At 50.3% G+C, this 24,099-nt stretch carries 18 protein-coding genes and 2 pseudogenes; 16 read left to right on the top strand and 4 right to left on the bottom strand.

The genetic code is table 11. The features are described 5' to 3' along the window. From ACTRC3_RS02010 to ACTRC3_RS01955, 12 genes and pseudogenes are all read left to right on the top strand, one after another. A partial coding sequence (locus ACTRC3_RS02010; RefSeq protein ID WP_440321150.1) for an MBOAT family O-acyltransferase occupies positions 1 to 816 on the top strand: 816 nt, incomplete at its 5' end. Positions 817 to 825: 9 nt separating this feature from the next. Continuing rightward, positions 826 to 2,250: a hypothetical protein gene (locus ACTRC3_RS02005; protein WP_440321148.1), complete on the top strand. Its 1,425-nt coding sequence runs from the start codon at positions 826 to 828 to the stop codon at positions 2,248 to 2,250. Positions 2,251 to 2,460: 210 nt separating this feature from the next. Continuing rightward, positions 2,461 to 4,350, top strand: a pseudogene (gene mutY, locus ACTRC3_RS02000) (A/G-specific adenine glycosylase). A gap of 24 nt (positions 4,351 to 4,374) precedes the next feature. Continuing rightward, positions 4,375 to 5,523, top strand: a complete 1,149-nt coding sequence (gene glf, locus ACTRC3_RS01995; RefSeq protein ID WP_440321147.1) for a UDP-galactopyranose mutase — start codon at positions 4,375 to 4,377, stop codon at positions 5,521 to 5,523. 12 nt (positions 5,524 to 5,535) lie between these two features. After that, on the top strand, positions 5,536 to 6,561 hold the full coding sequence (locus tag ACTRC3_RS01990; RefSeq protein WP_440321145.1) for a glycosyltransferase family 2 protein: 1,026 nt from the start codon (positions 5,536 to 5,538) through the stop codon (positions 6,559 to 6,561). Positions 6,562 to 6,911: 350 nt separating this feature from the next. Then, positions 6,912 to 7,382 carry a PTS sugar transporter subunit IIA gene (locus ACTRC3_RS01985; protein WP_440321143.1) on the top strand — a complete coding sequence of 157 codons (471 nt, stop codon included), beginning with the start codon at positions 6,912 to 6,914 and terminating at the stop codon, positions 7,380 to 7,382. 3 nt (positions 7,383 to 7,385) lie between these two features. Next, positions 7,386 to 8,207: a PRD domain-containing protein gene (locus ACTRC3_RS01980; RefSeq protein ID WP_440321141.1), complete on the top strand. Its 822-nt coding sequence runs from the start codon at positions 7,386 to 7,388 to the stop codon at positions 8,205 to 8,207. Between the two features lie 157 nt (positions 8,208 to 8,364). Beyond that, positions 8,365 to 9,771 carry a PTS transporter subunit EIIC gene (locus ACTRC3_RS01975; protein WP_440321139.1) on the top strand — a complete coding sequence of 469 codons (1,407 nt, stop codon included), beginning with the start codon at positions 8,365 to 8,367 and terminating at the stop codon, positions 9,769 to 9,771. Next, a complete protein-coding gene (locus tag ACTRC3_RS01970) occupies positions 9,772 to 10,578 on the top strand; it encodes a ChbG/HpnK family deacetylase (RefSeq protein WP_440321137.1) in 807 nt (268 codons plus the stop codon). It begins immediately after the preceding gene. 6 nt (positions 10,579 to 10,584) lie between these two features. Further along, positions 10,585 to 11,526, top strand: a complete 942-nt coding sequence (locus ACTRC3_RS01965; protein ID WP_440321135.1) for an AEC family transporter — start codon at positions 10,585 to 10,587, stop codon at positions 11,524 to 11,526. A gap of 111 nt (positions 11,527 to 11,637) precedes the next feature. Beyond that, a complete protein-coding gene (locus ACTRC3_RS01960) occupies positions 11,638 to 12,117 on the top strand; it encodes an ATP-binding protein (RefSeq protein ID WP_440321133.1) in 480 nt (159 codons plus the stop codon). Further along, a pseudogene (locus ACTRC3_RS01955) lies at positions 12,116 to 12,391 on the top strand (family 1 glycosylhydrolase); the annotation flags it as partial. The gene ACTRC3_RS01960 and the pseudogene ACTRC3_RS01955, both read left to right, overlap by 2 nt. A 72-nt stretch (positions 12,392 to 12,463) precedes the next feature. On the opposite strand, the gene ACTRC3_RS01950 reads toward ACTRC3_RS01955, so the two are convergent. Both ACTRC3_RS01950 and ACTRC3_RS01945 read right to left on the bottom strand, forming a co-directional pair. Continuing rightward, on the bottom strand, positions 12,464 to 13,132 hold the full coding sequence (locus tag ACTRC3_RS01950) for a phosphatase PAP2 family protein (RefSeq protein WP_440321131.1): 669 nt from the start codon (positions 13,130 to 13,132) through the stop codon (positions 12,464 to 12,466). A gap of 208 nt (positions 13,133 to 13,340) precedes the next feature. Next, entirely contained in the window at positions 13,341 to 14,270 is a 930-nt protein-coding gene (locus ACTRC3_RS01945; protein WP_440321129.1) for a diacylglycerol/lipid kinase family protein, read from the bottom strand. A 220-nt stretch (positions 14,271 to 14,490) separates the two neighbouring features. On the opposite strand from ACTRC3_RS01945, the gene ACTRC3_RS01940 reads away from it, so the two are divergent. After that, a complete protein-coding gene (locus tag ACTRC3_RS01940; RefSeq protein ID WP_440321127.1) occupies positions 14,491 to 16,053 on the top strand; it encodes an NAD(P)/FAD-dependent oxidoreductase in 1,563 nt (520 codons plus the stop codon). 95 nt (positions 16,054 to 16,148) lie between these two features. On the opposite strand, the gene ACTRC3_RS01935 is transcribed toward ACTRC3_RS01940, so the two are convergent. Beyond that, positions 16,149 to 17,522 (bottom strand): sodium-dependent transporter, encoded by a 1,374-nt coding sequence (locus ACTRC3_RS01935; RefSeq protein WP_440321125.1) that lies wholly within the window; start codon positions 17,520 to 17,522, stop codon positions 16,149 to 16,151. A gap of 193 nt (positions 17,523 to 17,715) precedes the next feature. Continuing rightward, on the bottom strand, positions 17,716 to 18,207 hold the full coding sequence (locus ACTRC3_RS01930; protein WP_178039227.1) for a QueT transporter family protein: 492 nt from the start codon (positions 18,205 to 18,207) through the stop codon (positions 17,716 to 17,718). Between the two features lie 261 nt (positions 18,208 to 18,468). On the opposite strand from ACTRC3_RS01930, the gene ACTRC3_RS01925 reads away from it, so the two are divergent. The 3 genes from ACTRC3_RS01925 (at position 18,469) to ACTRC3_RS01915 (ending at position 24,045) form a co-directional block, all read left to right on the top strand. Beyond that, positions 18,469 to 19,227: a DeoR/GlpR family DNA-binding transcription regulator gene (locus ACTRC3_RS01925; RefSeq protein ID WP_440321121.1), complete on the top strand. Its 759-nt coding sequence runs from the start codon at positions 18,469 to 18,471 to the stop codon at positions 19,225 to 19,227. A 65-nt stretch (positions 19,228 to 19,292) separates the two neighbouring features. After that, a complete protein-coding gene (locus tag ACTRC3_RS01920) occupies positions 19,293 to 21,299 on the top strand; it encodes a 2-oxo acid dehydrogenase subunit E2 (RefSeq protein WP_440321119.1) in 2,007 nt (668 codons plus the stop codon). 265 nt (positions 21,300 to 21,564) lie between these two features. Beyond that, positions 21,565 to 24,045 (top strand): alpha-ketoacid dehydrogenase subunit alpha/beta, encoded by a 2,481-nt coding sequence (locus tag ACTRC3_RS01915; protein WP_349163808.1) that lies wholly within the window; start codon positions 21,565 to 21,567, stop codon positions 24,043 to 24,045. Positions 24,046 to 24,099 lie beyond the last annotated feature (54 nt).

Raw genomic sequence — 24,099 nt, 5'->3', positions numbered from 1 at the left:
TATCACATGTATGGCACCTTCGGCCTGACCGTGGGAGCCATCGCCTATACGATTCAGATTTACTGCGATTTCGCCAGCTATTCCATGATGGCCTTCGGCGTGGCGAAGGTGCTGGATTTTGGGATCATTGAGAACTTCCAGACGCCCTATTTCTCGCGGTCCATGCGGGAGTTCTGGCGTAGATGGCACATCTCCTTAAGCAGCTGGTTCCGGGATTATCTCTATATTCCCCTGGGCGGCAGCCGCTGTGGGAAATGGCGCAGATATTTCAATCTGATGGTGACCTTTCTGGCCAGCGGTCTGTGGCACGGCGCAAGCTGGAACTTCGTGGTCTGGGGCGGACTGCATGGGCTTTATCAGGTCATTGGATATGAGCTGCGGGGTATGAAGGACCGTATCAATGAAAAGCTGCATACAAAGACGGATTGTCTCAGCTACAAGCTGGGGCAGGTGCTGGTAACCTTCTGCCTGACGGCCTTTGCCTGGATCTTTTTCCGGGCGGGCAGCCTCAGGGATGCTTTCGGCTATATCCGTCGGATGGTGACCAAGCCGGATCCCTGGTGTCTGTTTAATGGAGAACTTTATAATCTGGGCCTGGATCGGGTAGAAATGAATGTATTGTTCGTTGGTCTTCTGATTTTACTGCTGGTGGATTTGGTTCGATACTTCAAAAAGCAGCAGTTGGATGTTTATTTGGCAAAGCAGAATCTCTGGTTCCGTTGGGGTGTGCTGCTGGCGCTGATTGCGGCGGTAGCCATCTTCGGTATCTACGGGCCGGGATATGACGCCCAGCAGTTTATCTATTTCCAGTTTTAGGAGAATTACATGAAAAAGAAACTAATCGGTATGGTTGTATTTCTGGCACTGGCGGCGGGTCTTCTGTGGAAGCTGAACGATGCGTTCCGTCTCAAGCAGGAGGACGGCATCGTGCCTATGGAGCTCTTTTATGAGCAGGAGCCCGGGAGCATCGACGTCATGTTCTACGGCAGCAGCCATACCTATTCCGATATCAACCCGGCGGTGCTCTGGGAGGAGGAGGGCATCTCTTCCTACGATCTGGCGGGCAGCCTGCAGCCTCTCTGGAACACCTACTATTACATGAAGGAGAGCCTGAAATATCAGACACCTAAGGTCATGGTGGTGGAGCTGGTGCGGGCCATCGAGAGCCGGGACTACATCGAGGAGGCCCGGACCGTGACGAACACCTTCGGCATGAAATTTTCGAAGGATAAGATGGAAGCTATCCGGGTGAGCACGCCGGACAATCTGATTCCCTATGTGCTGGGCTATCCGGTGTACCATTCCCGGTATACGGAGCTTTCCCGGGCGGATTTCGCAGCGTATCGGGGCGATCCCCATGGGAAAGCTTCCAAGGGGTATTATCCGCTGTATGTGACGAAAGCCTATGACTCCATGGCAGATATGAGTGGTGTGACCGAAAGCAGCGATTTGGCTCCAAAATCCGAGGAGTATCTGCGAAAAATTATTGCAATGGCAAAAGAAGAGGACATTCCGTTGGTGTTTATGATTTCCCCTTATCAGGGCATCATCGAGAGCGAGCAGATGATTTTTAACCGATGCGGGGAAATCGCGGCGGAGGAGGGCATTCCGTTTCTGGATTTCAATCGGATGTATGATGAACTGGGGCTGGATCCGCAGACGGATATGGCTGAGGCTTCCCATCTGAATTATCGGGGAACCGGGAAGCTGAGCCGTTATCTGGCTGGGTGGCTGGCGTCAAACTATGATCTGGCCGATCATCGGGGCGATGAAACTTATGCCAGTTGGGAGGAAAATGCGGCCGACTGGAAGCAGAAGGACGCAAACCAGATGCTGACAGAGGAGGAAGGCTGGTATGATTTCCTGCAGCTACTTTCGGAAAATGAGGGAACCTATACCTATGTGATTGGTCTGACCGGCGCTTATGACAATGGAGAGCAGCCCATCGGCGAGGTGCTCTCGGAGCTTGGCGTGCCGGAGGAGGTGCTGGAACAGGGTGGCGTCTTTATCGGTGGCCTGGACGGCGGAACCGTGTTGCCTGGCGGAGCGGATGGTTCCTGTGTGCTGGAGTTTGCGGCTTCCGATCTGGAAGTGAAGGTCAGCGGGGGAAATCAGTCTGTCGTGTATAGTGGTGAGAGTGAGTTAAAAACGCTTAATGGTATCAATGTGCTGGTGTATGACCATTTCACCGAGAGTCTGGTGACGGCGGTGGGTTTTGACGCTGAGAACGGATATACCTGTGTGCATTAATGCCAAAACAGTCTCGCAAAATATATATTTTTAAGGATGCAGCAGGCGAGATAGATGATAAAAAAACAGGGTAATTTACAAAATATTAAGAAAGATTCTATGACATATTAAAAATATATCGCTAGAATAAAAACAGTTGCTGTTCTGAGTTACTTTTTTCGACAGAAAATTTGGAAGGAAGAGCGGGAACAGCAACAGCAGAGGTAAGAAATGAAATACGAACATATGGAGCCTGCCCGCTTCGTCTCCCGGTCCAATCGGTTTGTGGCTTACGTGGAGCAGAACGGCCAGCAGGAGATCTGCCATGTGAAAAACACGGGCCGCTGTAAGGAGCTGCTGATTCCCGGCGCGGAGCTGTATGTGCAGCGCATCGATAACCCGGCCCGGAAGACGGCGCTCGACCTGGTTTCCGTGAAAAAAGGTAAGCAGTGGGTGAATATGGATTCCCAGGCTCCCAACAAGGTGGTGGCGGAATGGCTGAAGGCAGGCGGACTGGGCATGACAGACATCTTTGTGAGGCCCGAGTGCAAGTATGGGAATTCCCGCTTTGACTTCTATCTGGAATATGAGGGCCGCAAAGCCTTTATGGAGGTCAAGGGCGTGACTCTGGAGGAGAACGGCGTGGCCCGTTTTCCGGACGCGCCCACCGAGCGGGGCGTGAAGCATATGGAGGAGCTGATGCGCTGTGTCGAGGACGGATATGATGCGTATGTCTGCTTCGTGATACAGATGAAGGGCGTCACGCGGCTGGAGCCCAACGACCGGACTCATCCGGCCTTTGGAGAGGCGCTGCGGAGAGCAGCGAAGGCGGGCGTGAAGGTGCTGGCTTATGACTGCCTGGTGAAGCCGGAGGAGTTAAAGATAGACAAGGAAATCGAAGTTTGTCTTTAAGTAAAAAATTTAAAGTTATTTTTAGTAGAAAATAGAGGTTTATTTTTGAAGAAAGATTTGAATGTAGACTGCAATACAAAAAAAGAGGAACAGCAGAAAAAATCGGATGTTACAGCAGTGGGCGACAGCCAGTTGGCCGCTATCGTGCAGCCGCTCCTGTCCTGGTATGACGCCCACGCCCGGGTTCTTCCCTGGCGGGAGCACCCGGCTCCCTATCGGGTCTGGGTATCGGAAATCATGCTGCAGCAGACGAGAGTGGAGGCGGTAAAGCCCTATTTTGAGCGCTTTATGACGGCGCTTCCCACCATCCGTGATCTGGCGGAGGCTCCCGAGGACGTCATCCTGAAGCTATGGGAAGGGTTAGGATATTATAACCGCGTCCGGAATATGCAGAAGGCGGCGCAGAAGCTGGTGGCGGAATACGACGGTCAGATGCCCGCGGATTTTGACGCGATTCTGGAGCTGCCGGGCGTCGGAAGCTATACGGCGGGGGCCATCGCGTCCATTGCCTTCGGCCTGCCCTATCCGGCTGTGGACGGCAATGTGCTGCGGGTGCTTTCCCGGATTGAGAAAAGCTATGACGATATCCTGAAGCAGTCGGTGAAACGGCGCTTTGAGCAGGAAGTGAAGGCAGTAATCCCGGCGGACCGGTCCGGAGATTTCAGCCAGTCCCTGATTGAGCTGGGAGCCATCGTCTGCGTCCCAAACGGCGCACCCAAATGCGGGGAATGTCCGCTGGCAGCGTTGTGTCAGGCCCACAGGGACGGCGTGGAGACAGAGCTTCCGAAGAAAACTCCGCCCAAAAGCCGCAGAATCGAAGATAAGACCGTTCTGGTACTGGTGTCGGACAATCAGGCTGCCCTCCGCAAACGGCCAGCGAAAGGGCTTCTGGCGGGCTTATATGAACTGCCGAACCTGGAAGGCCATCTGAACTCGGAGCAGGTGCTGGATTATGTGAAAGCGGAAGGGCTGTCCGCCATCCGAATCCAGGCGCTTCCGGCGGCAAAGCATATCTTCAGCCACATTGAATGGCATATGGCCGGATATGTGGTGAAGGTAGAGGAGCCGGAGCAGCAGGAAAATGACGCTTCGGACAGCCACGATTCCCCGGGAAAGCTGTTCTTCGTGGAAAAACAGCAGATGGAAGAGACTTATTCAGTTCCGGCGGCTTTCGCGGCCTACACGGAATATTTTAAGCATAGATACTAAGGTTTTATGGAGGAAAGTTTTACTATGTACGACTGCATCATCATCGGTTCCGGAATCGCCGGCGCTGCCGCTGCCAGAGTCCTGGCAGAGGAGCAGGGCAAAAAGGTTCTGGTACTGGAAAAGAAACACCATATCGGCGGCAACTGCTACGACGGGAAGGACGAGTACGGCATCCTGGTACACTGGTACGGCCCGCACATTTTCCACACCGGCAACGAGGAGGTCTATAAGTGGCTGTCCCGTTTCACCGACTGGTACGCCTTCGGCCACGAGGTAGTAGCCCGGGTGGGCGACAAGCTTCTGCCGGTTCCCTTCAACCTGAATACCCTGAAAATGGTCTACGGCGAGGAAAAAGCCGCAGTATTGGAGAAAAAGCTGGTGGATACCTTCGGCTTCGGCGCGCGGGTGCCGATTCTGAAGCTGCGGGAGCAGCAGGACGAGGACCTGCGTGCCATTGCGGACTACGTTTATGAAAATGTTTTCCTGCGCTACACCATGAAGCAGTGGGGTCAGACCCCGGAGGAGATCGACCCGGCAGTCACTGGCCGCGTTCCGGTGGTCATTTCCTATGATAACCGGTATTTCGGGGACAAATATCAGGGTATGCCCAGGGATGGTTTTACGCCCATGTTTGAGAAAATGCTGGCTCACCCGAACATTGAGATCCGCACCAATACCAACGCGAAGGACGCACTGGTCATTTCCGAAAAGGAGGGCAAGGTACTGCTGGAAGGTCAGGAGTTCCATGGCACAGTTATTTATACCGGCCCGGTGGACGAGCTCTTCGACTGCCGCTTCGGACGGCTGCCGTACCGGACTCTGCGCTTTGATTTTGAACACTATGACAAGCCCGATTACCAGGGGCACAGCGTGGTGAACTACACGGTCAGCGAGGATTACACCCGTATCACCGAGTTCAAATATCTGACCGGTCAGAAGGCCGACAGCACTACGATTGTGAAGGAATATCCCTTCGCTTATACCGGCGCAGAGGGCGAGATTCCCTACTACGCCATCATGAATGAGGAAAATAACGCATTGTACCGAAAGTATGCGGATCTGGCGGCGCAGATACCGGATTTCCACCTTCTGGGCAGACTCGCAGAGTACAAATACTACAATATCGACGCCATGGCGGCAAAGGCCATCGCCCTTGCCCGCTCTCTGGCGTAAAAAGGAGGAAGCATGAAACTTTTATCCGTAGCAATTCCCTGTTACAATTCCGAGGCTTATATGCGTAACTGTATTCATTCCCTGCTGGCAGGCGGCGAGGAAGTGGAGATTATCATCGTGGACGACGGTTCCAGGGACGGCACCGCGGCCATTGCCGACGAATATGCTGAAAAATATCCGACCATCGTGAAGGCGGTTCATCAGGAAAACGGCGGTCACGGTGAGGCAGTCAACGCAGGCCTTCGCAACGCCACCGGTCTTTACTTCAAGGTGGTAGACAGCGATGACTGGGTATCTATTTCCGCTTACAAGGAAATCTTAAAGACTCTGGAGAAGCTGGCCGGAGCGAAGCCTATGGTGGATATGCTTATCAGTAATTTCGTCTATGAAAAAGAGGGCGCAAAGCATAAAAAAGTCATGAGCTACCGCTCTGCGTTTCCCCAGGATCAGGTCTTTACCTGGGATGATGTGAAATTCCTGCACAAGGGGCAGTATATTCTGATGCATTCGGTTATTTATCGCACCAAGCTGCTCCGGGAATGTGGACTGGATCTGCCAAAGCACACCTTCTATGTGGATAACATCTTTGTGTACCATCCGTTGCCCCATGTGAAGTATCTGTACTATCTGGATGTGAACTTTTACCGCTATTTCATTGGCCGCAGTGATCAGTCTGTCAACGAGAGCGTTATGATTGGCCGCATCGACCAGCAGCTGAAGGTCAACCGCATCATGATCGACGACTACAAGCTCTCCGATGTGCGTCAGGTTCCCAACCGGAAGCTGCGCCACTATATGAAGAATTACTTGGAGATCATCATGGTGGTATCTTCGATTATTGCCATTCGTTCCGGTACCGAGGAGAACCTGGAGAAGAAGTACGAGCTCTGGAAGTACCTGAAAAAGAAAGACCCGAAGACCTACTATGAGCTCAAATGGGGCGTCCTGGGCCGTACTATGAACCTGCCGGGCAGAACAGGCCGGAAGATATCGGAAGTGGCTTATAAGATTGCGAATAAGTTTGTGGGATTTAACTAGAAAAAAGGTATTGCACTGCGGCGGAGAAGCAGTAGGCCGTTCAGGCGGCCCGCCGCAGGCAAAGAATCCTGCTATACAGGATTTTCTAATTTGAGCTGTCTGCATACACTGGTGTATAGCGGATACGCGGTTTTGTTAAAATCAGCAGAGTACACAAAAATATATCGAATATTTTGTTTGATTTGCAGTATTGCATTTTTGAAAAATATGAGTTAGGATAAATGCGTCAGATAAATATAGCGATTTGGACTGTTACTCTCACGGAGGCATAACCAGAAAATAGAATTTGGTATGCGTTCGTTTTTTTATGCCTAAAATTCAAAACTGACAGAGAGAAAGGACAGAAAACCATGTTTGGATTTTTTAAGAAAAAGACAGATCCGGCGGTGTACGCACCGGTCAAGGGTAAATGTATCGATATTACAGAGGTAAACGACGAGGGCTTTTCCTCTAAAATTATGGGAGACGGCGTGGCTGTTATCCCGGAGGAGAGCGTCATCAAGGCTCCGGCGGATGGCAAACTGACCATGATATTTGAGACCGGACATGCTTTCGGCATGGAGGCGGATAACGGCCTGGAGCTTCTGCTTCATATCGGAATTGATACCGTGAATGAAAACGGAAAGGGCTTTGAGATTCTGAAGAAGGCTGGAGAACACGTGAAAAAAGGAACTCCGATTGTCCGGTTTGATCTGGAAGCTTTGAAGGAAAAATATGATATGTCAACCATGGTCATTGTAACGAATGGGAAAGAGATAAGCAAGCCGGCACTGAATAAGACGGTGGATGAGACGGTACCGGTACTCGAAGGGGCAGAGTAGGAAATGAAACTGCTGAAAAAGATCAATAATAATTTCGCTCTGGCGTTGGATTCCCGTGGTGAGCAGATTATTGTGGAAGGCAAGGGCATTGGATTTCAGAAAATGCCCAGGGAACTTAACGATTTATCGTTGATTACCCGGACTTACTACGATACCAAAGAGCAGGACGTAAGCCTGATTAACACGGTATCTGAAGATATCCTGAACGTATCGGCGGATATTTGCCAGTACGCGGAAATGAAAATCGGCGATAAACTGAATCCGAATCTCCGCTTTATCCTGGCAGATCATCTGGACTTCGCCATCGAGCGGATGCAGAAAAACCTGCAGATAAAAATGCCAATTTATTACGACATTCGGCTCCTGTACCCGAAGGAAATGGAAATTGCGGAATACGCGGTCTGGCAGATCAAAAGAAAGCTGGGGATTGAGCTTCCGGAATCGGAGCTGACGGGAATTGCATTAAATATCATCAATTCCGAACTGGTATCTGAGACAGTCGGCGAGAATAAAGATGAGCTGATAGAGCAGATTGCAGCGTTTATTGAAAAGAGTTTTTCTATGAAAATTGACCGGAAGGCGTTCAGTTATTCCCGGTTCGTGTCTCATATGGAATATCTGCTCCGTAGGGCAAAAGAGGGACAGCAGGTATCGGATGAGAACCTGCAGCTTTATAAGACGGTGAAATCCGAAATTCCGGAGATTAACCGCTGTGTCGACGGCATTGCCGTATTATTAAAAGAACAGGGCTATCCCCTGAACGAAGAAGAAAAATTATACCTGATGCTACACGTGAACAGATTATGTGACCGTGAGGGACTGTAACCAATTTGTTGGGCATAACCCGTATCAAAAGAAAGGACTTTGGAAAGAAGTTCGGAGCTTTTGGTGCGGGTTTTTGTATAAAAAAAGATTGAAAAAAGAGCAGAGGACGCGCGGACTGCCTTTTTGAGATAAATTAAATGAGAAGGAGAAAGTGTAAATGAATTACAAAGAAACAGCAGAACAGATTCTGCAGCATGTGGGAGGAAAAGATAATATCTCCAGCGTTACATACTGTATGACCAGACTTCGTGTGACACCGAAGGACAGAGGGCTGGTAGATGATGGCGCAGTCTGTGGCATCAGCGGAATTGTGGGAACCAAAACGGTCGGAACCCAGTACCAGATTATTATCGGACCGGATGTGGAGCATGTGTATAAGGAGTTCTGCGAACAGGGCGGCTTTGATACGGTGAAGCGTCTGGACGAAAATGCAGATGAGGCAAAAAATCTGGAAAAAGATAAATTAACACCGAAGAAAATCCTGGACAATGTGATGGATGCTATTGGAGCCTGTGTGGCGCCGATGATTCCGATTTTTACCGCAGCAGGTCTGATGAAGCTGATTGTGGCAGTGGTAGGACCCAGCATGCTGGGACTTTTACCGGAAAGCAGTGAGTTTATCCGGCTTCTGACCTTTGTCGGTGATGCAGGCTTCTACTTCTTTCCATTTTACGTGGCTTACGGTGCGGCAAAGAAGTTTCATGCCAATATCCCGATGGCACTGTTTCTAGCGGGTATTTTGCTGCATCCGACCCTGATTGAGATCGCACAGGCAGGGGAGCCCTTCCATGTATATGGCATTCCCATGACACTGACAACATACTCTTCTAATTTTATCTCCATGCTTCTGATCACCTGGGCCATGTCCTATGTGGAGAAGGGATTGAATAAAATTATCCCGAAGAGTCTGCGTGCGTTACTGTTCCCGCTGCTTCTGACTCTGATCATGCTTCCGATTGCTCTTTGTGTACTGGGTCCGGTAGGCTCTGTTCTTGGCAAGGAAATTGCAAATGGCATTGTTGCGCTCCATGGATTTGCAGGACCGGTGAGTGTAGCAATTGTTGCAGCTCTGTGGCCGCTGCTGATTGCAACTGGTATGCATCAGGCTCTGATTGCCGTTGCACTGACTTATATTGCAGCTGTTGGCTGTGATGACAGTATTCTGGTAGGTGCATTCATTTCCAATTATCCGATGATTGCCATCGGACTGGCTTATCTGATTTTGGCAAAGACGGCGGAAAAGAAAGCCTATGCCACCAGCAGTTTTATTACACTGTTTCTGGGCGGTATCAGTGAGCCGACTCTGTTTGGAATTATTTTGCAGAACAAAAAGGCAATTCTCTATATGATGGCAGGTGGTTTCGTGGGAGGCCTGTATGCCGGAATTATGAAGGTTGCAGTTTACTTTGTTGGTGTGGGAAATGTGCTGGTAAGCCTTGGCTTTGCCGGAGAGCGGGCATACAGCCTTCCTCAGGGAATCATAGCAAGCGTGATTGCTTTTGGGGTAACCTTTGTACTGTGTATGGTGTTTAAGATTGAAGAAAATGAAAAAAGAGGCAATTAAATGAAACGAATCTTATTTCAAAGTGATGACTATGGAATCACAAGAGCAGTAAGTGAAGGAATTTTAAGAGGAATTCAGGAAGGAATTATCCGCAATACCGGATTGTTTACCAACATGGACTGCTCTGCATGGGCAGCTGAAAAAATAAAAAACGTGGATGTGTGCCTGGGTGTGGATATTAATTATGTGGCAGGAAAACCAGTATCCGATCCGGCACAGATTCCCCATCTGATAAAGGAAGACGGTTCTTTTTATTCCTCCGGAGAGCAGAACCGGCGAAACGAGCTGGTAAAAATGGAAGGACTGGTATCTTATTTTGAAGAAGATCCCTATCCCTATGAGGAGATTCTTCTGGAGACAGAAAATCAGGTAAAATGCTTTCAAGAGCTGACCGGCAGGATGCCGGAATATCTGCACCCACATTCCCTGATAACGCCCAATACAGACCGGGCGGCCAGAGAGGTAGCTGCGAAATACGGCATCTATCATACGATGGATCTGCTGAACGGAAAGATATGCAAAGAGATTCCGGGAGCCATCATGAATCAGAAAGGATTGGGGCTTGAGGCACAGCTGGCTCCGCCGGTAGAGCAGAATCTTCTGGAGCGGGGGCTTCCCTCTGTGGAAGAAGATGAGACAGCATACTATGTGTTCCATTGCGGTTATGTGGATGCGGATTTATTCCGGGTTTCTTCCCTGACGCTGCGGCGGGTGGTTGATCTGGATGCCGCGCTGAGCAAAAAGGTGATGGGCTATATTCGTGAAAATCAGATCGAATTGATTACCTATCGGGAATTAAAAGGATAGAAAATTATGATTTCTATGATGCTGTTCAGAGAAATACTGAAATATTTTATGATGATGCTGTTGGGATATCTGCTCGTAAAAATGAAAATTTTGAAGGCTTCGGACAGTGCTGTTCTGTCAAAACTTCTTATTTACGTTGTGGTTCCATGCGTCATTGTGAAAGCCTTCCAGATAAAAATGGATCAGGCAATGCTGCAGGGGTTGCTGCTGGCGTTTACAGCCGCAGGTATCATCCATCTTCTGTTGTTTTTATTTGTTACCCTGATTGGAAAACCATTGCGCTTGAGTGGTATAGAAAAAGCTTCTGTCATGTATTCCAATGCAGGAAATATGATTATCCCGATTGTTATTGCTATCTTTGGTGATGAATGGGTATTATACACAAGTGCGTATATTGCAGTACAGCTGCTCCTTCTATGGTCCCACGGAAAAGCACTGGTATGTGAAGAAGGAAAAGCAGACTGGAAGACCATTCTGTTAAATATCAATATGATAGCAATCGGTGTGGGAATCGGACTGATGGCGTTTCAGATTTATTTGCCGGAAGTAATTACAGAATGTCTGGATAGCGTGGGTACCATGATGGCACCTGTCAGCATGGTCGTGATAGGAATGCTGATAACAGAGATGAATTTGAAAAAAATAATTCTGGACAGGAGAATCTATCTGATTGCATTTCTAAGGCTGCTGGTATGCCCTCTGCTGATTTTAATAGCGTTTCGGGTATCCGGTATTACGGGAATTATGGAAAATGCAGGGAAAATTTTATTTATCAGTTTTCTTGCCACAGCAACTCCGGTTTGTTCCACAATCACACAGATGACACTGGCATATGATAAAGACGCTGCATATGCCAGTTCCATCAATATAGCCACAACTCTGTGGTGTATTATTACGATTCCACTGATGACAGAAATATACAGTCTGCTGCTTGGAAAGATTATATAGAAGTGAAAATAAGCTGATAAGACGGGTTATTCCTCTTATCAGCTTATTTTGCGTTTCAAAACCTGTATGGGCACAGGAAACGGGGACGTTTTTTCATGATGGAAAGTGAATATGAGTGAATTTTCACATATAGTAATTGAAAAAAGTGAAAAAATGGGTATTAAAGAGGTTGTTGCATTTGCGAATACGGATGGGGATGTATTTGAGAAAATGCGTGCCCTGGTACAGGAACTGACCTTTAAGGACGCAAAAGAGTTTGACGGTTCCATTTTTAAGCAGTTGGAGGATAGTTTCTCTTATCTGACGCTCTGTAATCGCACAACTGCCACATTCAAGGGACTGGAGAGAGTGGAACAGCAGAATTATCCGGAAGCCGCCTTGCGGGAAGCTTTGCTGAATGCGCTGGTTCATCGTGATTACGGCTACAGCGGTAGTATCATTATCAATGTCAATGATTCTTGCATGGAGTTCATTTCTATCGGAGGCTTGCTACCTGGGTTATCTGCAGAGGATATACGAAATGGAATATCACAGCCGCGCAACCGCAGGCTGGCTGAGATTTTTCACAGGTTGAAATTGATTGAATTCTGATGGAACGGTTCACGATCCTTACAGAATCGCTTACATCCGTGATCATATCAGGGAAATGGAAAAAGCCATCGACGATGGTGTAGAGCTGATCGGCTACACCGCCTGGGGCTGGATCGATCTGGTCAGCGTATCCACCGGAGAGATGAAGAAACGCTATGGCTTCGTATATGTGGACGCAGACGACGAAGGTAATGGTACCTTTAAGCGCTATCGAAAGGATTCCTTCTACTGGTATAAAAAAGTGATTGAGACAAATGGTGCTGAATTAGAATAGAGAACAAAACTCCGGCTGGCAAATCAGAAAACGCTGATTTGCCAGCCGGGCTTGTTTTCACAAACTTCTTTCTCAGATAACCGTCTGTCTTCTGCGCTTGGAAATCCGTTCCCTGGAGAACGAGAACTCCATGCGGTACACGATCTGATCCATCAGGGTGCCCAGCACGATACCCGCCATCACGTCCAGGGCCGAGTGCTGCTTCAGGAACATGGTAGCCAGGATAATGGAAAGCATGAGTACCAAGGAGCCGCCGTAAATCAGGCGATTGCGGCCAAGCTTCGGGTTATTCACCACAGCCCGGTGGGCTGCAATGGAATTGAATACATGGATACTCGGGAAAATGTTCGTCGGGGTATCCGCCTGGTACAGAATCTGCACCGCAAAGGTGAAGATATTGTGCCGTGGAAGCTCGGTGGGCCGCAGCAGGTGTCCGTTCGGATAGATGGTGGAGATTACCAGAAACAGTGTCATTCCGGTAAACAGGAAGAAACAGTAGCGGTAAAACTCTTTTTTCGTTCCCTTGAAGAACAGATACAGGAATACGGCGGCAATGTATACAAACCACAGCAGATAGGGCACAATGAAATATTCCACGAAAGGAATCTTATCGTCCAGCCATACATGAATCACATGGTAGGGCTGGTTGGCCCGGCTTTCCAGCCAGAAAAACCAGGGCAGATAGATAAAGCCGTAAAGCAGAACCCAGGCGTGCTTATATTTCTGGAAAAATGCTTTCATGCTGTCAACCTCCTTCTATGAACAATAAAATTTATCAGAAACCCTGTGAAAAACGGGGCTGTTCATTTCTGAATCGCAGTATAGCACAAAGCTATTTCCGGTTCAATCAGGTTCATAATTTTTTAAGAAAAAAATCACATTTTACAGGACATTTTCCATAATATACAAAAGCGTTCCGCAAAGTAATGTTATGTAAATAAAATCAGAATTATGCGTTCTTTCCGGCTGCAATCAAGGTCAGGATCTGGGGGCAGCAGGCCATTTTTACAGTGTCTTCCATAAGGCAGGTTTCGCCGTCCGTATGGAGCGGCAGCGTGCCGGTGACAGCCACTTCCGCGCTCCTGGCCCGGAAGATATGGACGCCCGGGAAAATAGTGTGGAAACCCGCATAAGCAGTCGGAAGCATCAGGGCGATCAGAAGCTTTCCGAGACGGTTGACCACAAAGATATCAAGAAATCCGTCGTGGATATCCGCATGAGGAGCCAGCTTCAGTCCGCCGCCCTCGCAGTGGCAGTTCATGCCGGATACGAAATAGGCCTTCGAATAAGTTTTCGACTTTCCGTTGCTCAGAGTTATGGTGGCGGAACCTGGTTTACATAAAACCAACTGCTTCAGCGCGATGCCGACGTAGGTAAGCTTTCCCAGATGCAGTCTGTTCAGGAGATTTTTTATCCGGGAATGCAGCGCCTCATGACAGACTGCAGCGTCAAAGCCACAGCCGCAGCTTACGGCAAAATAGCGCTTCTGTCCGCCAAGCTCCATCAGCCCCAGGTCGATCTTGTCGAAGTGTGTGGGATGCAGGATATTCTGAACCGCAGCTTCGGTGTCGGTTGGCAGCCCCATACACCGGGCAAAATCATTGCTGGAACCGGTGGGGATGTAGCCGAGGGTTACACGGGAAAAATCCCGGATGCCATTTATTACTTCGTTGACTGTTCCGTCTCCGCCCACGGCAATCAGTGTCAGGCGTTCCGTCCGCGCAGTGATTTCAGCAGCCAGTTCGGTAGCATGAGTCCGGTAGGCGGTGAAATATACCCGGTATTCCACATCCTCCTGATCCAGTATGCGTTCCGCCTTCTGCCATACGTATTTTCCATTGCCGGAACGGGAACCGGGATTCACAATAAAATAGTACATGGCCTGTTCTCCTGCCTTTCTCCTGCGTTTTGAAATCTCATTTTTATGGTACCAGTATAGCATCGGGAAAAATCGGGTTCAAGAGTAGAAATGCCTAAAATCAGCTAATATAATTTTCAGAAATTGATACGATTGACGGATACGGACAGATCGTGTACAATATAAGAAATATGGGCTGATCTGCCCATGGAGAATAAACGGGAAGAAAAAGGAGCTTTACATGAAGAAAGCAGTGATTATAGGAGCCGGACCGGCAGGTGTGACGGCTGCATATGAATTATTGAAGAAATCTGACGAGTACGAGGTGCTGATTCTTGAGGAGAGCCAGGAGATCGGCGGTATCTCGCGAACAGTGCGTTACAACGGTAACCGTATGGATATCGGCGGCCATCGTTTCTTTTCCAAGGATGACCGTGTAACCGCGTGGTGGGACGAGATTATGCCGCAGCAGGGCGCGCCGTCCTACGACGATAAGGTGCTGGGACGTACGATTCCGCTGAAGGCGGGCGGACCGGATCCGGAGAAGGAAGACCGGGTTATGCTGACACGTAACCGTGTATCCCGCATTTATTATCAGAAGAAGTTCTTCGATTATCCGGTTAAGATGAACGCGCGGACCATTAAGAACATGGGCTTTGCCACTACCATGGTAGCAGGCTTCAGTTACCTGAAGGCAGCCGTAGCCAAGAAGCCGGAGGACTCTCTGGAGAATTTCTATATCAACTGCTTCGGTAAGAAGCTGTATTCCATGTTTTTCGAGGGTTACACTGAGAAGCTGTGGGGACGTCATCCCAGCGAGATCGATGCTTCCTGGGGTGCGCAGCGTACCAAGGGCTTGTCTATCATGGGCATTCTGAAGGATAATTTCCAGAAGCTGCTGCCTCAGAAGCAGGACAAGCATCAGGTACAGACTTCTCTGATTGAGGAGTTCAATTATCCGAAGTACGGCCCGGGCCAGCTGTGGGAGACCGCGGCAGCCGAGGTAGAGAAGATGGGCGGCGAGATCCGCAAGGGCTGCAAGGTGACCAGACTGCACACCGCAGATGGCCGCGTGCAGAGCCTGTCTTATGTACAGAACGGAGAGGAGTACACTATCGAGGGTGACGTATTTATTTCCTCCATGCCGGTGAAGGATCTGGTAGGCGGCATGAACGACGTGCCGGAAGATATGAGCAAGATTGCGGCGGGACTGCCCTACCGTGATTTCGTGACTGTAGGACTTCTGGTGGACAAGCTGAACCTGAAGAACGAGACCAAGCTGAAGACCCTGAACAATATCGTTCCGGACTGCTGGATTTATGTTCAGGATGTGGGTGTAAAGCTGGGTCGTATCCAGGTATTCAATAACTGGTCCCCGTATCTGGTATCCGATCCGGATCATAAGGTATGGATTGGTCTGGAGTACTTCTGCAGCGAAGGCGACAAGTACTGGAACATGAGCGAAGAGGAGTGGGTACAGTTCGGTATCTCCGAGCTGGTAAAGATGGGCGTTATCACCAGCGAGAAGGACGTGCTGGATTCCCACAGAGAGCGTGTAAAGAAGGCATATCCGGCATACTTCGATACCTACGATCATATGGATGACCTGATCAAGTATCTGGACACCTTCGAGAACCTCTACTGCGTAGGTCGTAACGGTCAGCACCGCTACAATAACATGGATCACTCCATGGCCACTTCCTTCGAGACCGTGGACAACATCCTGAGCGGCAGAAAAGACAAGAAGAATATCTGGAGCGTAAATACGGAGAAAGAGTATCACGAAGAGAAGAAAGAAGCATAAAATAAAAGTCCAGACAGGTTTACACATGGCCTGTCTGGACTTTTATTTTATGTAATAGGAAATTTCGATGGAATCCCCTATTACATAAATAATATTTACGCTGCGAACTTCTGCCAGTATCCCATCACAAAGATGAACAGTACAATCAGCGGAAGAATGTAGCTTACATAGAACCGCGCCCACTGCGGAAAATTGATGCCCTTGCCGGCGTCTGCCTCGGCGATGAACCTATCCCAGCCCCAGCCGTAGCGGCTGGTACAGAATAAAAGATACATAAGGCTGCCCAGGGGAAGCAGATTGTTGGAGACGATGAAGTCCTCCAGATCCTGGATGGTGCTTCCGGCGCCCAGGGGCGCGATGCCGCTCCATACATTGAAGCCCAGTACGCAGGGCATGGAGAGAACCAGAATCAGAATCAGGTTTACAAGGACAGATTTCTTACGGGTCCAGCCCCAGAGGTCAATGCCGAAGCTGATGATATTTTCAAATACGGCAATGATGGTGGACAGGGCTGCGAAGCTCATAAATACGAAGAACAGGGTTCCCCAGAGGCGGCCGCCTGCCATCTGGTTGAAGATATTTGGCAGGGTGACGAAAACCAGTCCCGGTCCCTCACCCGGGTCTACACCAAAAGCAAAGCAAGCCGGGAAGATAACCAGTCCGGCCATCAGCGCAACGACAGTGTCCAGAATGCAGATATTTACAGATTCTCCCATTAACGTACGGTCGCGGCTGATATAGCTTCCGAAGATAGCCATAGCGCCAATACCAAGACTTAAGGTGAAGAATGCCTGCCCCATGGCAGCAAAGATCACCTCGCCGATGCCATTTTCCACAATCCTGCTGAAATCCGGAATCAGGTAGAAACGAAGGCCTGCACCTGCGCCCGGCAATGTGACGCTTCGGATGCAGAGAACCACCAGGATTACCAGCAGGAAGGACATCATGACTTTTGTGATACGCTCCACACCGTTCTGCAGGCCCATGCTGCAGATACCGAAAGCCAGAAGCACAGCCACGATCATCCAGAAGGTCATGGAACCCGGGGAAGCCAGCATACCGTTGAAGACATCGCCCACCTCGTCCGGTGTGAGACCATGGAAGGAGCCGGAGGCTATCTTAAAAATATAGGAAATCATCCAGCCACCCACGGTGGTGTAGAACATCATCAGCAGGTAATTGCCCGCCATGGCGATATAGCCTTCGATGTGCCATTTAGTGCCCTTCGGCTCCAGTACATGGAAGCTCCGGGCTGCGGACTTGCGGCTTGCGCGGCCCACCGCGAACTCCATGGCCATAATCGGCATGCCTAAGATAACAAGGAATACCAGGTAAATCAGCACGAAAGCGGCTCCGCCGTATTTACCGGTGATATAAGGAAAGCGCCATACATTGCCCAGGCCGATGGCGCAGCCGGCTGAAATCAGGATAAAGCCCAGCCGGGATGAGAATTTTTCACGTTTCTCCATAGTAAATCTCCCTCTTGCTATTAAAAATAAATTCGTGACTTATCATAGCAGAGAATGCAGCGGTGCGTCAATGCGACGCTTCAACGCTTCGAAACGGCAAAACTGCAATACAAAAAAGAAAGCTCCACTGCCGGAAGCTTTCTTTAAGGTGTTTTCAATATGGAGTTGTTTTATACAGATAAGTAATTCTGCGTTATAAAGCAGTCTTGAAAATAGAACTCCGGTAACGATCCAGCACCAGCAGCAGAATCGTGCCGATGATGGTGGCAGTCAGAATCTCGCCGAGAGCCACCGTTCCCATCATAAAGGGAATCGGGAGAGGCTCGCCGTAGCCGTATTTCAGAACCCAGGGAATGATAAGCGCGTTGGCTGCCACCGGCGGAACAGAAGCCAGATACTTACTCTTGTTCCGAAGGGCGTAAGTGGCAAATGCGGCGATAAGGGTCGCCACGCTTCCGGCGATAACGTCCAGAATAATACCGCCGCCCAGCACATTTGCGATGAGACAGCCCACGAAGAGACCGGGAATCGCAGCCGGCGTAAAGAACGGCAGAACCGTCAGCGCCTCGGCGATACGCGTCTGGATGGGGCCGTAGCTGATGGGCTGGAACACCACGCAGAGTACTACATAGATAGCAGCGATCATAGCTGCTTGGGTCATAAACTGCACTTTGTTTGTTTTCATATTCAGTTCTCCTTTAGTTTTGTTTTACGAGTGGAAGGTCACGAACACTCGGCACATTTATAGGCGGTGACCGCCTGGCAAGCCCTGTACGACCTTGGTTTTAGCGGGCATTGCAACGTGTGACAGTATAACACGACAGGAGTGTAAAATCAAGTCCCAGAAAAATGTGAAAAATACGTTGACTTAAATGTTATAAAATGTTATGATGTGTTATACGGAACGGGAGTAATATAACAAATCTTAACAAGAGGATGTATCAATATGAATCTGCTTAGAAAAGAGACCATAGGAAAATATATCCAGGAGAAGGGCGCTGTTACCGTAAAAGAGTTGGGGGCTCTTTTTCCGGAGGTTAGTCTGATGACCATTCACCGTGATCTGGAGAAGCTGGAGCGGGAGGGTGTGATAACCCGAACCCGGGGAGGAGCCATAGCCGTGACGCAGGGTTCCAGTCCTACGGAGGCTAAGCTGGAGGCGCGGATGCAGACCAATATGAAAGCGAAGCGCGAGATGGCGAAGAAAGCATTGAAGCTGATTGAACCGGGAAGCGCCATTTTTATGGACGCGGGAACCTCAAGCATTGCCCTGGCACAGATGCTACCGGACATGGATCTGAACATTTTTACGACGGCCCCCAATGTAGCCATTGAATTGTCCAGGCTGTCCGCACCGACGATTCATATGTGCTGTGGAACGCTGAACCGGCTGAATCAGGCAGTCTCAGGGCAAAGTACTTTGCAGATGCTGAGCGGAATCAATATCGCGCTGGCCTTTATCGGAGTATCCGGTTATACGGACGAAGGCGGCTTCACCTGTGGCAAAGAGGATGAGATGCTGGTCAAGCGGCTCATGGTGGAGCGGGCCGGAAAGAAGGTAATCCTGATGGACAGCTCCAAGTGTGGAAAGATTCTCCCCTATACCTTTGGAAATGTGGAAGATGTGAATTATATCATTACGGATGGGGAGCTTCCGGCATCCATAAGGGAACGGGCAGGAAAGTGCGGAACCCAGATTCTGTAGACAGAATCCTGAAAATGTGAGCAATAAAATGGAACTATATAGGAATTATAATGGAGGGTAAAAACATGGCAGTAGGCGTATTGATGCCAAAGGCGGGAATCACCGTAGAGGAATGTGTGATTACGGAATGGCTGAAGAAGAAGGGCGACCACGTAAATGTAGGCGACGTTCTCTTCACTTATGAGACGGACAAGGCTTCTTTTGAGTGCGAGTCCACAGCAGAAGGAGAATTACTGGAGATCTTCTACCAGGATGGAGATGAGGTACCGGTACTGGTCAATGTCTGTGCTATCGGACAGCCGGGAGACGATATTTCCGGAATTAAAGAAGGCGGATCCGCACCGGCAGCAGAAGCCGCACCGGCAGCAGCACCCGCACCCGCGGCAGCACCTGCACCGGCGGCAGCACCCGCAGGCGGAGCCCACATGGCACAGGGCGTCCTGATGCCGAAGGCAGGAATCACTGTAGAGGAGTGCGTGATTACCGAGTGGCTGAAGAAAGAGGAAGATCAGGTCAATGTAGGCGATGTTCTCTTTACATATGAGACAGATAAGGCGTCCTTCGAGTGTGAGTCCACAGCAGCAGGACAGCTTCTGAAAATCTTCTATCAGGATGGCGATGAGGTACCGGTACTGGTTAATGTCTGTGCAATCGGACAGCCGGGTGACAGCATCGAGGGTCTGAAGGAAGGCACCGCACCGGCGGCAGCGCCCGCAGCGGCTCCGGTCCCGACAGCAGCACCTGCACCGGCGGCAGCACCCGCAGGCGGCGCGCATATGGCAACGGGCGTCCTGATGCCGAAGGCAGGAATCACTGTAGAAGAGTGCGTGATTACCGAGTGGCTGAAGAAAGAAGGAGACCAGGTCAATGTAGGCGATGTTCTCTTTACATATGAGACAGATAAAGCATCCTTTGAGTGCGAGTCCACTGCGGCAGGAACTCTGCTTAAGATTTTCTACGGCGACGGAGACGAAGTACCTGTACTGGTAAATGTCTGCGCGATCGGACAGCCGGGCGACAGCATCGAAGGTCTGAAAGAAGGCACCGCACCGGCGGCAGCGCCCGCAGCGGCTCCGGCCCCGGCAGCGGCTCCGGTCCCGGCAGCAGCACCCGCACCGGCAGCAGCGCCGGCAGCAAGCGGCCCGGCTAACCCGGACGCTAAGGTATCTCCGAGAGCCAGAAAGGCAGCTGCAGAGCTTGGTGTAGACGCTACAGCGGCAGCCGGTACCGGCGCTCACGGAAGAGTCATGGAAGTAGATGTGAAGACCTATGCGGCAAACGCGCCGGCACCTGCAGCGGCTCCGGCTGCAGCAGCACCTGCAGCTCCGGTTACAGCAGCAGAAGCTCCGAAGGCAGCACCTGCAGCAGACGACGCAGAGTACACAGATGTGAAGTTCTCCGGCGTCAGAAAGGCCACCGCGAAGGGCATGATGAAGTCCTTAAGCACCATGGCTCAGCTGACCCATTACCATTCCTTCGACGCGTCCGCACTGCTGGCTCTGAGAAAGCAGATCAAGGCCAACGGCGAAGCGATGGGCATGCCGAACATTACCTTGAATGATATGGTACTGTTCGCGGTATCCAGAATCCTTCTGCATCATCCGGATCTGAACGCGACCATGCCTCAGGAGAATATGCTCCGTCAGTATCATCACGTACATCTGGGAATGGCAGTAGATACCCCGAAGGGACTGTTCGTACCGACCATCTTCAATGCGGATCAGATGAGCCTGGCAGAGATAAGCACAGAGGCAAAGCGTCTCGCAAAGCTTTGTCAGGAAGGCAAGGCTACACCGGATATGCTTTCCGGCGCCACCTTCACCGTATCCAATGTAGGTTCCCTGGGCGTGGAGATGTTCACCCCGATTGTAAATCCGCCGCAGGTAGGTATCCTGGGCGTGTGCGGAACCACCACCCGCATCAAGGAAGTAAATGGAGAAATCAAGCCGTATCAGGCTATGGGACTTTGCCTGACCTACGACCACAGAGCCATCGACGGCTCCCCGGCATCCCGCTTTGTAAAAGAGCTGTGCGGTGCGCTTGAGAACTTCTCACTTCTGATGATGAAATAATTTTATTTAGCCAACCAACTTTCAAGCCGGGGGCGACACCAACCCCGCCCTCGGCTACTGCCATTTTGATACTATTCAGCAGTGCGCGGATAGGTGAATTCTGTGAAAGCCGTGCAAGTTTACTTGCTAAGGCCTGAACAGAATTCACATAGACGCATAGGGCGCTTAGCCCAAGCGAGACGGAGTGCGAAGCACGGAATCGAGCTTGCACTGCGTCCGTGCTGAATAATATAGAACTTAACCAAATTAAAAAAGGAGAAAAAACATGCCAAAGTCATTATATGTAGATCCGGACAAAATGCGTGCGGAAGGAAAAATCACATTTAAAGACATCCCGATCAATGTATACAAAAAGAGCGTAAAGGAAGAAGTAGAGGAAGGCAACTATACCAAGGAAGATCTGCTCCGTATCTACCGCGATATGAGCATCTGCCGTGAGTTTGAGGATATGCTGAACCAGATCAAGACTCAGGCGAAATATGCGGACGTTGAGACAACTTATCCGGGTCCGGCCCATCTGTCCCTGGGACAGGAGGCAGCCGCAGTCGGCGAGGCTTATCTGTTGGGCAAAGAGGACTTCACCTTCGGAAGCCACAGAAGCCACAGTGAGATTCTGGCAAAAGGTCTGTCCTGTATCCAGAAGCTGAATGACAAAGAGCTGATGGACACCATGGAGAATTTCTTCGACGGCAAGACTCTGAAGGCCATTCAGACTGTCAGCAAAGCAGACGGCGATGTAAAAGAGCTGGCTATCGAGTTCCTGGTATACGGCGCCCTGGCAGAGCTGTTTGCCCGTGAAAATGGTTTTCACAAGGGACTGGGCGGCTCCATGCATGCGTTCTTCCTGCCCTTTGGTATCTACCCGAACAATGCATTGGTAGGCGGTTCCGCAACCATCGCGACAGGAGCATCCCTGTTCAAGAAATGTAACGACAAGGACGGCGTCGTAGTAGCCAACCTGGGCGACGGCTCCATGGGACGCGGCCCCGTATGGGAGGCACTTTCCTTCGCTACCATGGATCAGTACCGTACGCTGTGGGAAGAGGGAAGAAAGGGCGGCCTGCCGCTGATCTTCAACATCAACAATAACTCCTATGGTATGGGTGGTCAGACCTGTGGTGAGACCATGGGTTACGGCGAGCTTGCACGTATGGGTGCAGGCGTAACCGAGAGCCAGCTGCATGCAGAGCGTGTAGACGGCTATAACCCGCTGGCTGTTATCGACGCATACAGAAGAAAGCTTCCGCTTGTTAAGAGCGGCGAAGGTCCGGTATTCCTGGATGTGGTTACCTACCGTCTGCTTGGACATTCTACCTCCGACCAGAATGCATACCGTACCAAAGAGGAGATCGAGGCTTGGAAGGCACAGGATCCGATCATCACCTTCCGCAAGGCTATCGTAGACGCAGGCATTGCTGAGGATAGTGAGTTCGATGCTATCTGGGCGAAGACCAAGGAAAGAATGGCTCGCATCTGCCGCCTTGCAGCAGACAAAGAGGCTTCTCCGTATCTGGACTTCGATAAGGATCCGGCTATCGTAGAGCGTCTGATGCTGAACAACGGACACCAGCGCAGCATGGATACCACCAGAGAGCCGTCTGTAATGGGACCGAAGGAGAACTGCAAGCGTTACAATGATATCCAGAAGAAGGTTCGTACACATTACATTGATGGTACAGAAGTAAGCTCCATGAAGCGTTACAATATCCGTGACGCTATCTTCGAGCCCATGTTCAATAAATATTATGAAGATCCGACACTCATCGCTTACGGCGAGGATGTGCGTGACTGGGGCGGCGCATTTGCTGTATACAGAGGATTTACCGATGTGATTCCTTACTCCAGACTGTTTAACTCACCGATTTCCGAGTCCGCTATCGTAGGTACCGGCGTAGGCTATACCATGTGCGGTGGCCGTGCGGTTATCGAGCTGATGTACGGCGACTTTATCGGATGCTGTGGTGACGAGATCTTCAACCAGATGGCAAAATGGCAGGCTATGAGTGCCGGAATCCTGAAGATGCCGCTTATCTTACGTGTATCCGTAGGTTCCAAGTACGGCGCTCAGCATTCTCAGGACTGGACCGCAATGTGCGCTCATGTACCGGGCCTGAAGGTTTGCTTCCCGGCTACCCCGTATGAGGCAAAGGGTCTGATGCAGGCAGCTCTGAACGGAACTGACCCGGTTGTATTCTTTGAGAGCCAGAGAATCTACGATGTAGGAGAGAAGTTCCATGAGGGCGGTGTTCCGAAGGAAGAGTACGAGATCACCATGGGTGACGTGGACGTTATCACTACAGGTTCCGATATCACAATTCTGACTGTAGGCGCTACCCTGTACCGTGCATATGACGCAGTGAAGGAACTGAAAGAGAAATACGGTATCTCTGCAGAGCTTATCAATCTGCATAGCCTGGTACCGCTTGATTACACCAAGATTCTCGAATCTGTAAAGAAGACCGGCAAGGTTGTTCTGGCTTCAGACGCATGCGCAAGAGGAAGCTTCCTGGACGATGTGGCAAAGAACATCACCACACTTGCTTTCGATTATCTGGACGCACCGCCCGCTATCGTTGGAGCTCAGAACTGGATTACACCTCCGTTCGAGTACGACAAGTACTTCTTCCCGCAGAAGGAGTGGATCCTGGATGCCATCAACGAGAAGATTATGCCGCTTAAGGATTATAAGCCGGTAACCAATATGACAGCAGAAGAGGAAATGCGGAAGCTGAAGCTGGGTGTCTAATTCAGAGGTAAGGCGAGTAAAAGATTAAGAGAGAGAATAAAATAGGGCGTCCCA

It is taken from the genome of Laedolimicola sp., from assembly GCF_051972735.1.
Lineage (GTDB): Bacteria > Bacillota > Clostridia > Lachnospirales > Lachnospiraceae > Laedolimicola > Laedolimicola intestinihominis.
This window is presented reverse-complemented; position numbering and strand designations above follow the sequence as displayed.

Coding starts and splice junctions, on each gene's coding strand:
- ACTRC3_RS02005 (WP_440321148.1), top strand. CDS start 826: ATGAAAAAGAAACTAATCGGTATGGTTGTATTTCTGGCACTGGCGGCG.
- glf (WP_440321147.1), top strand. CDS start 4,375: ATGTACGACTGCATCATCATCGGTTCCGGAATCGCCGGCGCTGCCGCT.
- ACTRC3_RS01990 (WP_440321145.1), top strand. CDS start 5,536: ATGAAACTTTTATCCGTAGCAATTCCCTGTTACAATTCCGAGGCTTAT.
- ACTRC3_RS01985 (WP_440321143.1), top strand. CDS start 6,912: ATGTTTGGATTTTTTAAGAAAAAGACAGATCCGGCGGTGTACGCACCG.
- ACTRC3_RS01980 (WP_440321141.1), top strand. CDS start 7,386: ATGAAACTGCTGAAAAAGATCAATAATAATTTCGCTCTGGCGTTGGAT.
- ACTRC3_RS01975 (WP_440321139.1), top strand. CDS start 8,365: ATGAATTACAAAGAAACAGCAGAACAGATTCTGCAGCATGTGGGAGGA.
- ACTRC3_RS01970 (WP_440321137.1), top strand. CDS start 9,772: ATGAAACGAATCTTATTTCAAAGTGATGACTATGGAATCACAAGAGCA.
- ACTRC3_RS01965 (WP_440321135.1), top strand. CDS start 10,585: ATGATTTCTATGATGCTGTTCAGAGAAATACTGAAATATTTTATGATG.
- ACTRC3_RS01960 (WP_440321133.1), top strand. CDS start 11,638: ATGAGTGAATTTTCACATATAGTAATTGAAAAAAGTGAAAAAATGGGT.
- ACTRC3_RS01950 (WP_440321131.1), bottom strand. CDS start 13,132: ATGAAAGCATTTTTCCAGAAATATAAGCACGCCTGGGTTCTGCTTTAC.
- ACTRC3_RS01945 (WP_440321129.1), bottom strand. CDS start 14,270: ATGTACTATTTTATTGTGAATCCCGGTTCCCGTTCCGGCAATGGAAAA.
- ACTRC3_RS01940 (WP_440321127.1), top strand. CDS start 14,491: ATGAAGAAAGCAGTGATTATAGGAGCCGGACCGGCAGGTGTGACGGCT.
- ACTRC3_RS01935 (WP_440321125.1), bottom strand. CDS start 17,522: ATGGAGAAACGTGAAAAATTCTCATCCCGGCTGGGCTTTATCCTGATT.
- ACTRC3_RS01930 (WP_178039227.1), bottom strand. CDS start 18,207: ATGAAAACAAACAAAGTGCAGTTTATGACCCAAGCAGCTATGATCGCT.
- ACTRC3_RS01925 (WP_440321121.1), top strand. CDS start 18,469: ATGAATCTGCTTAGAAAAGAGACCATAGGAAAATATATCCAGGAGAAG.
- ACTRC3_RS01920 (WP_440321119.1), top strand. CDS start 19,293: ATGGCAGTAGGCGTATTGATGCCAAAGGCGGGAATCACCGTAGAGGAA.
- ACTRC3_RS01915 (WP_349163808.1), top strand. CDS start 21,565: ATGCCAAAGTCATTATATGTAGATCCGGACAAAATGCGTGCGGAAGGA.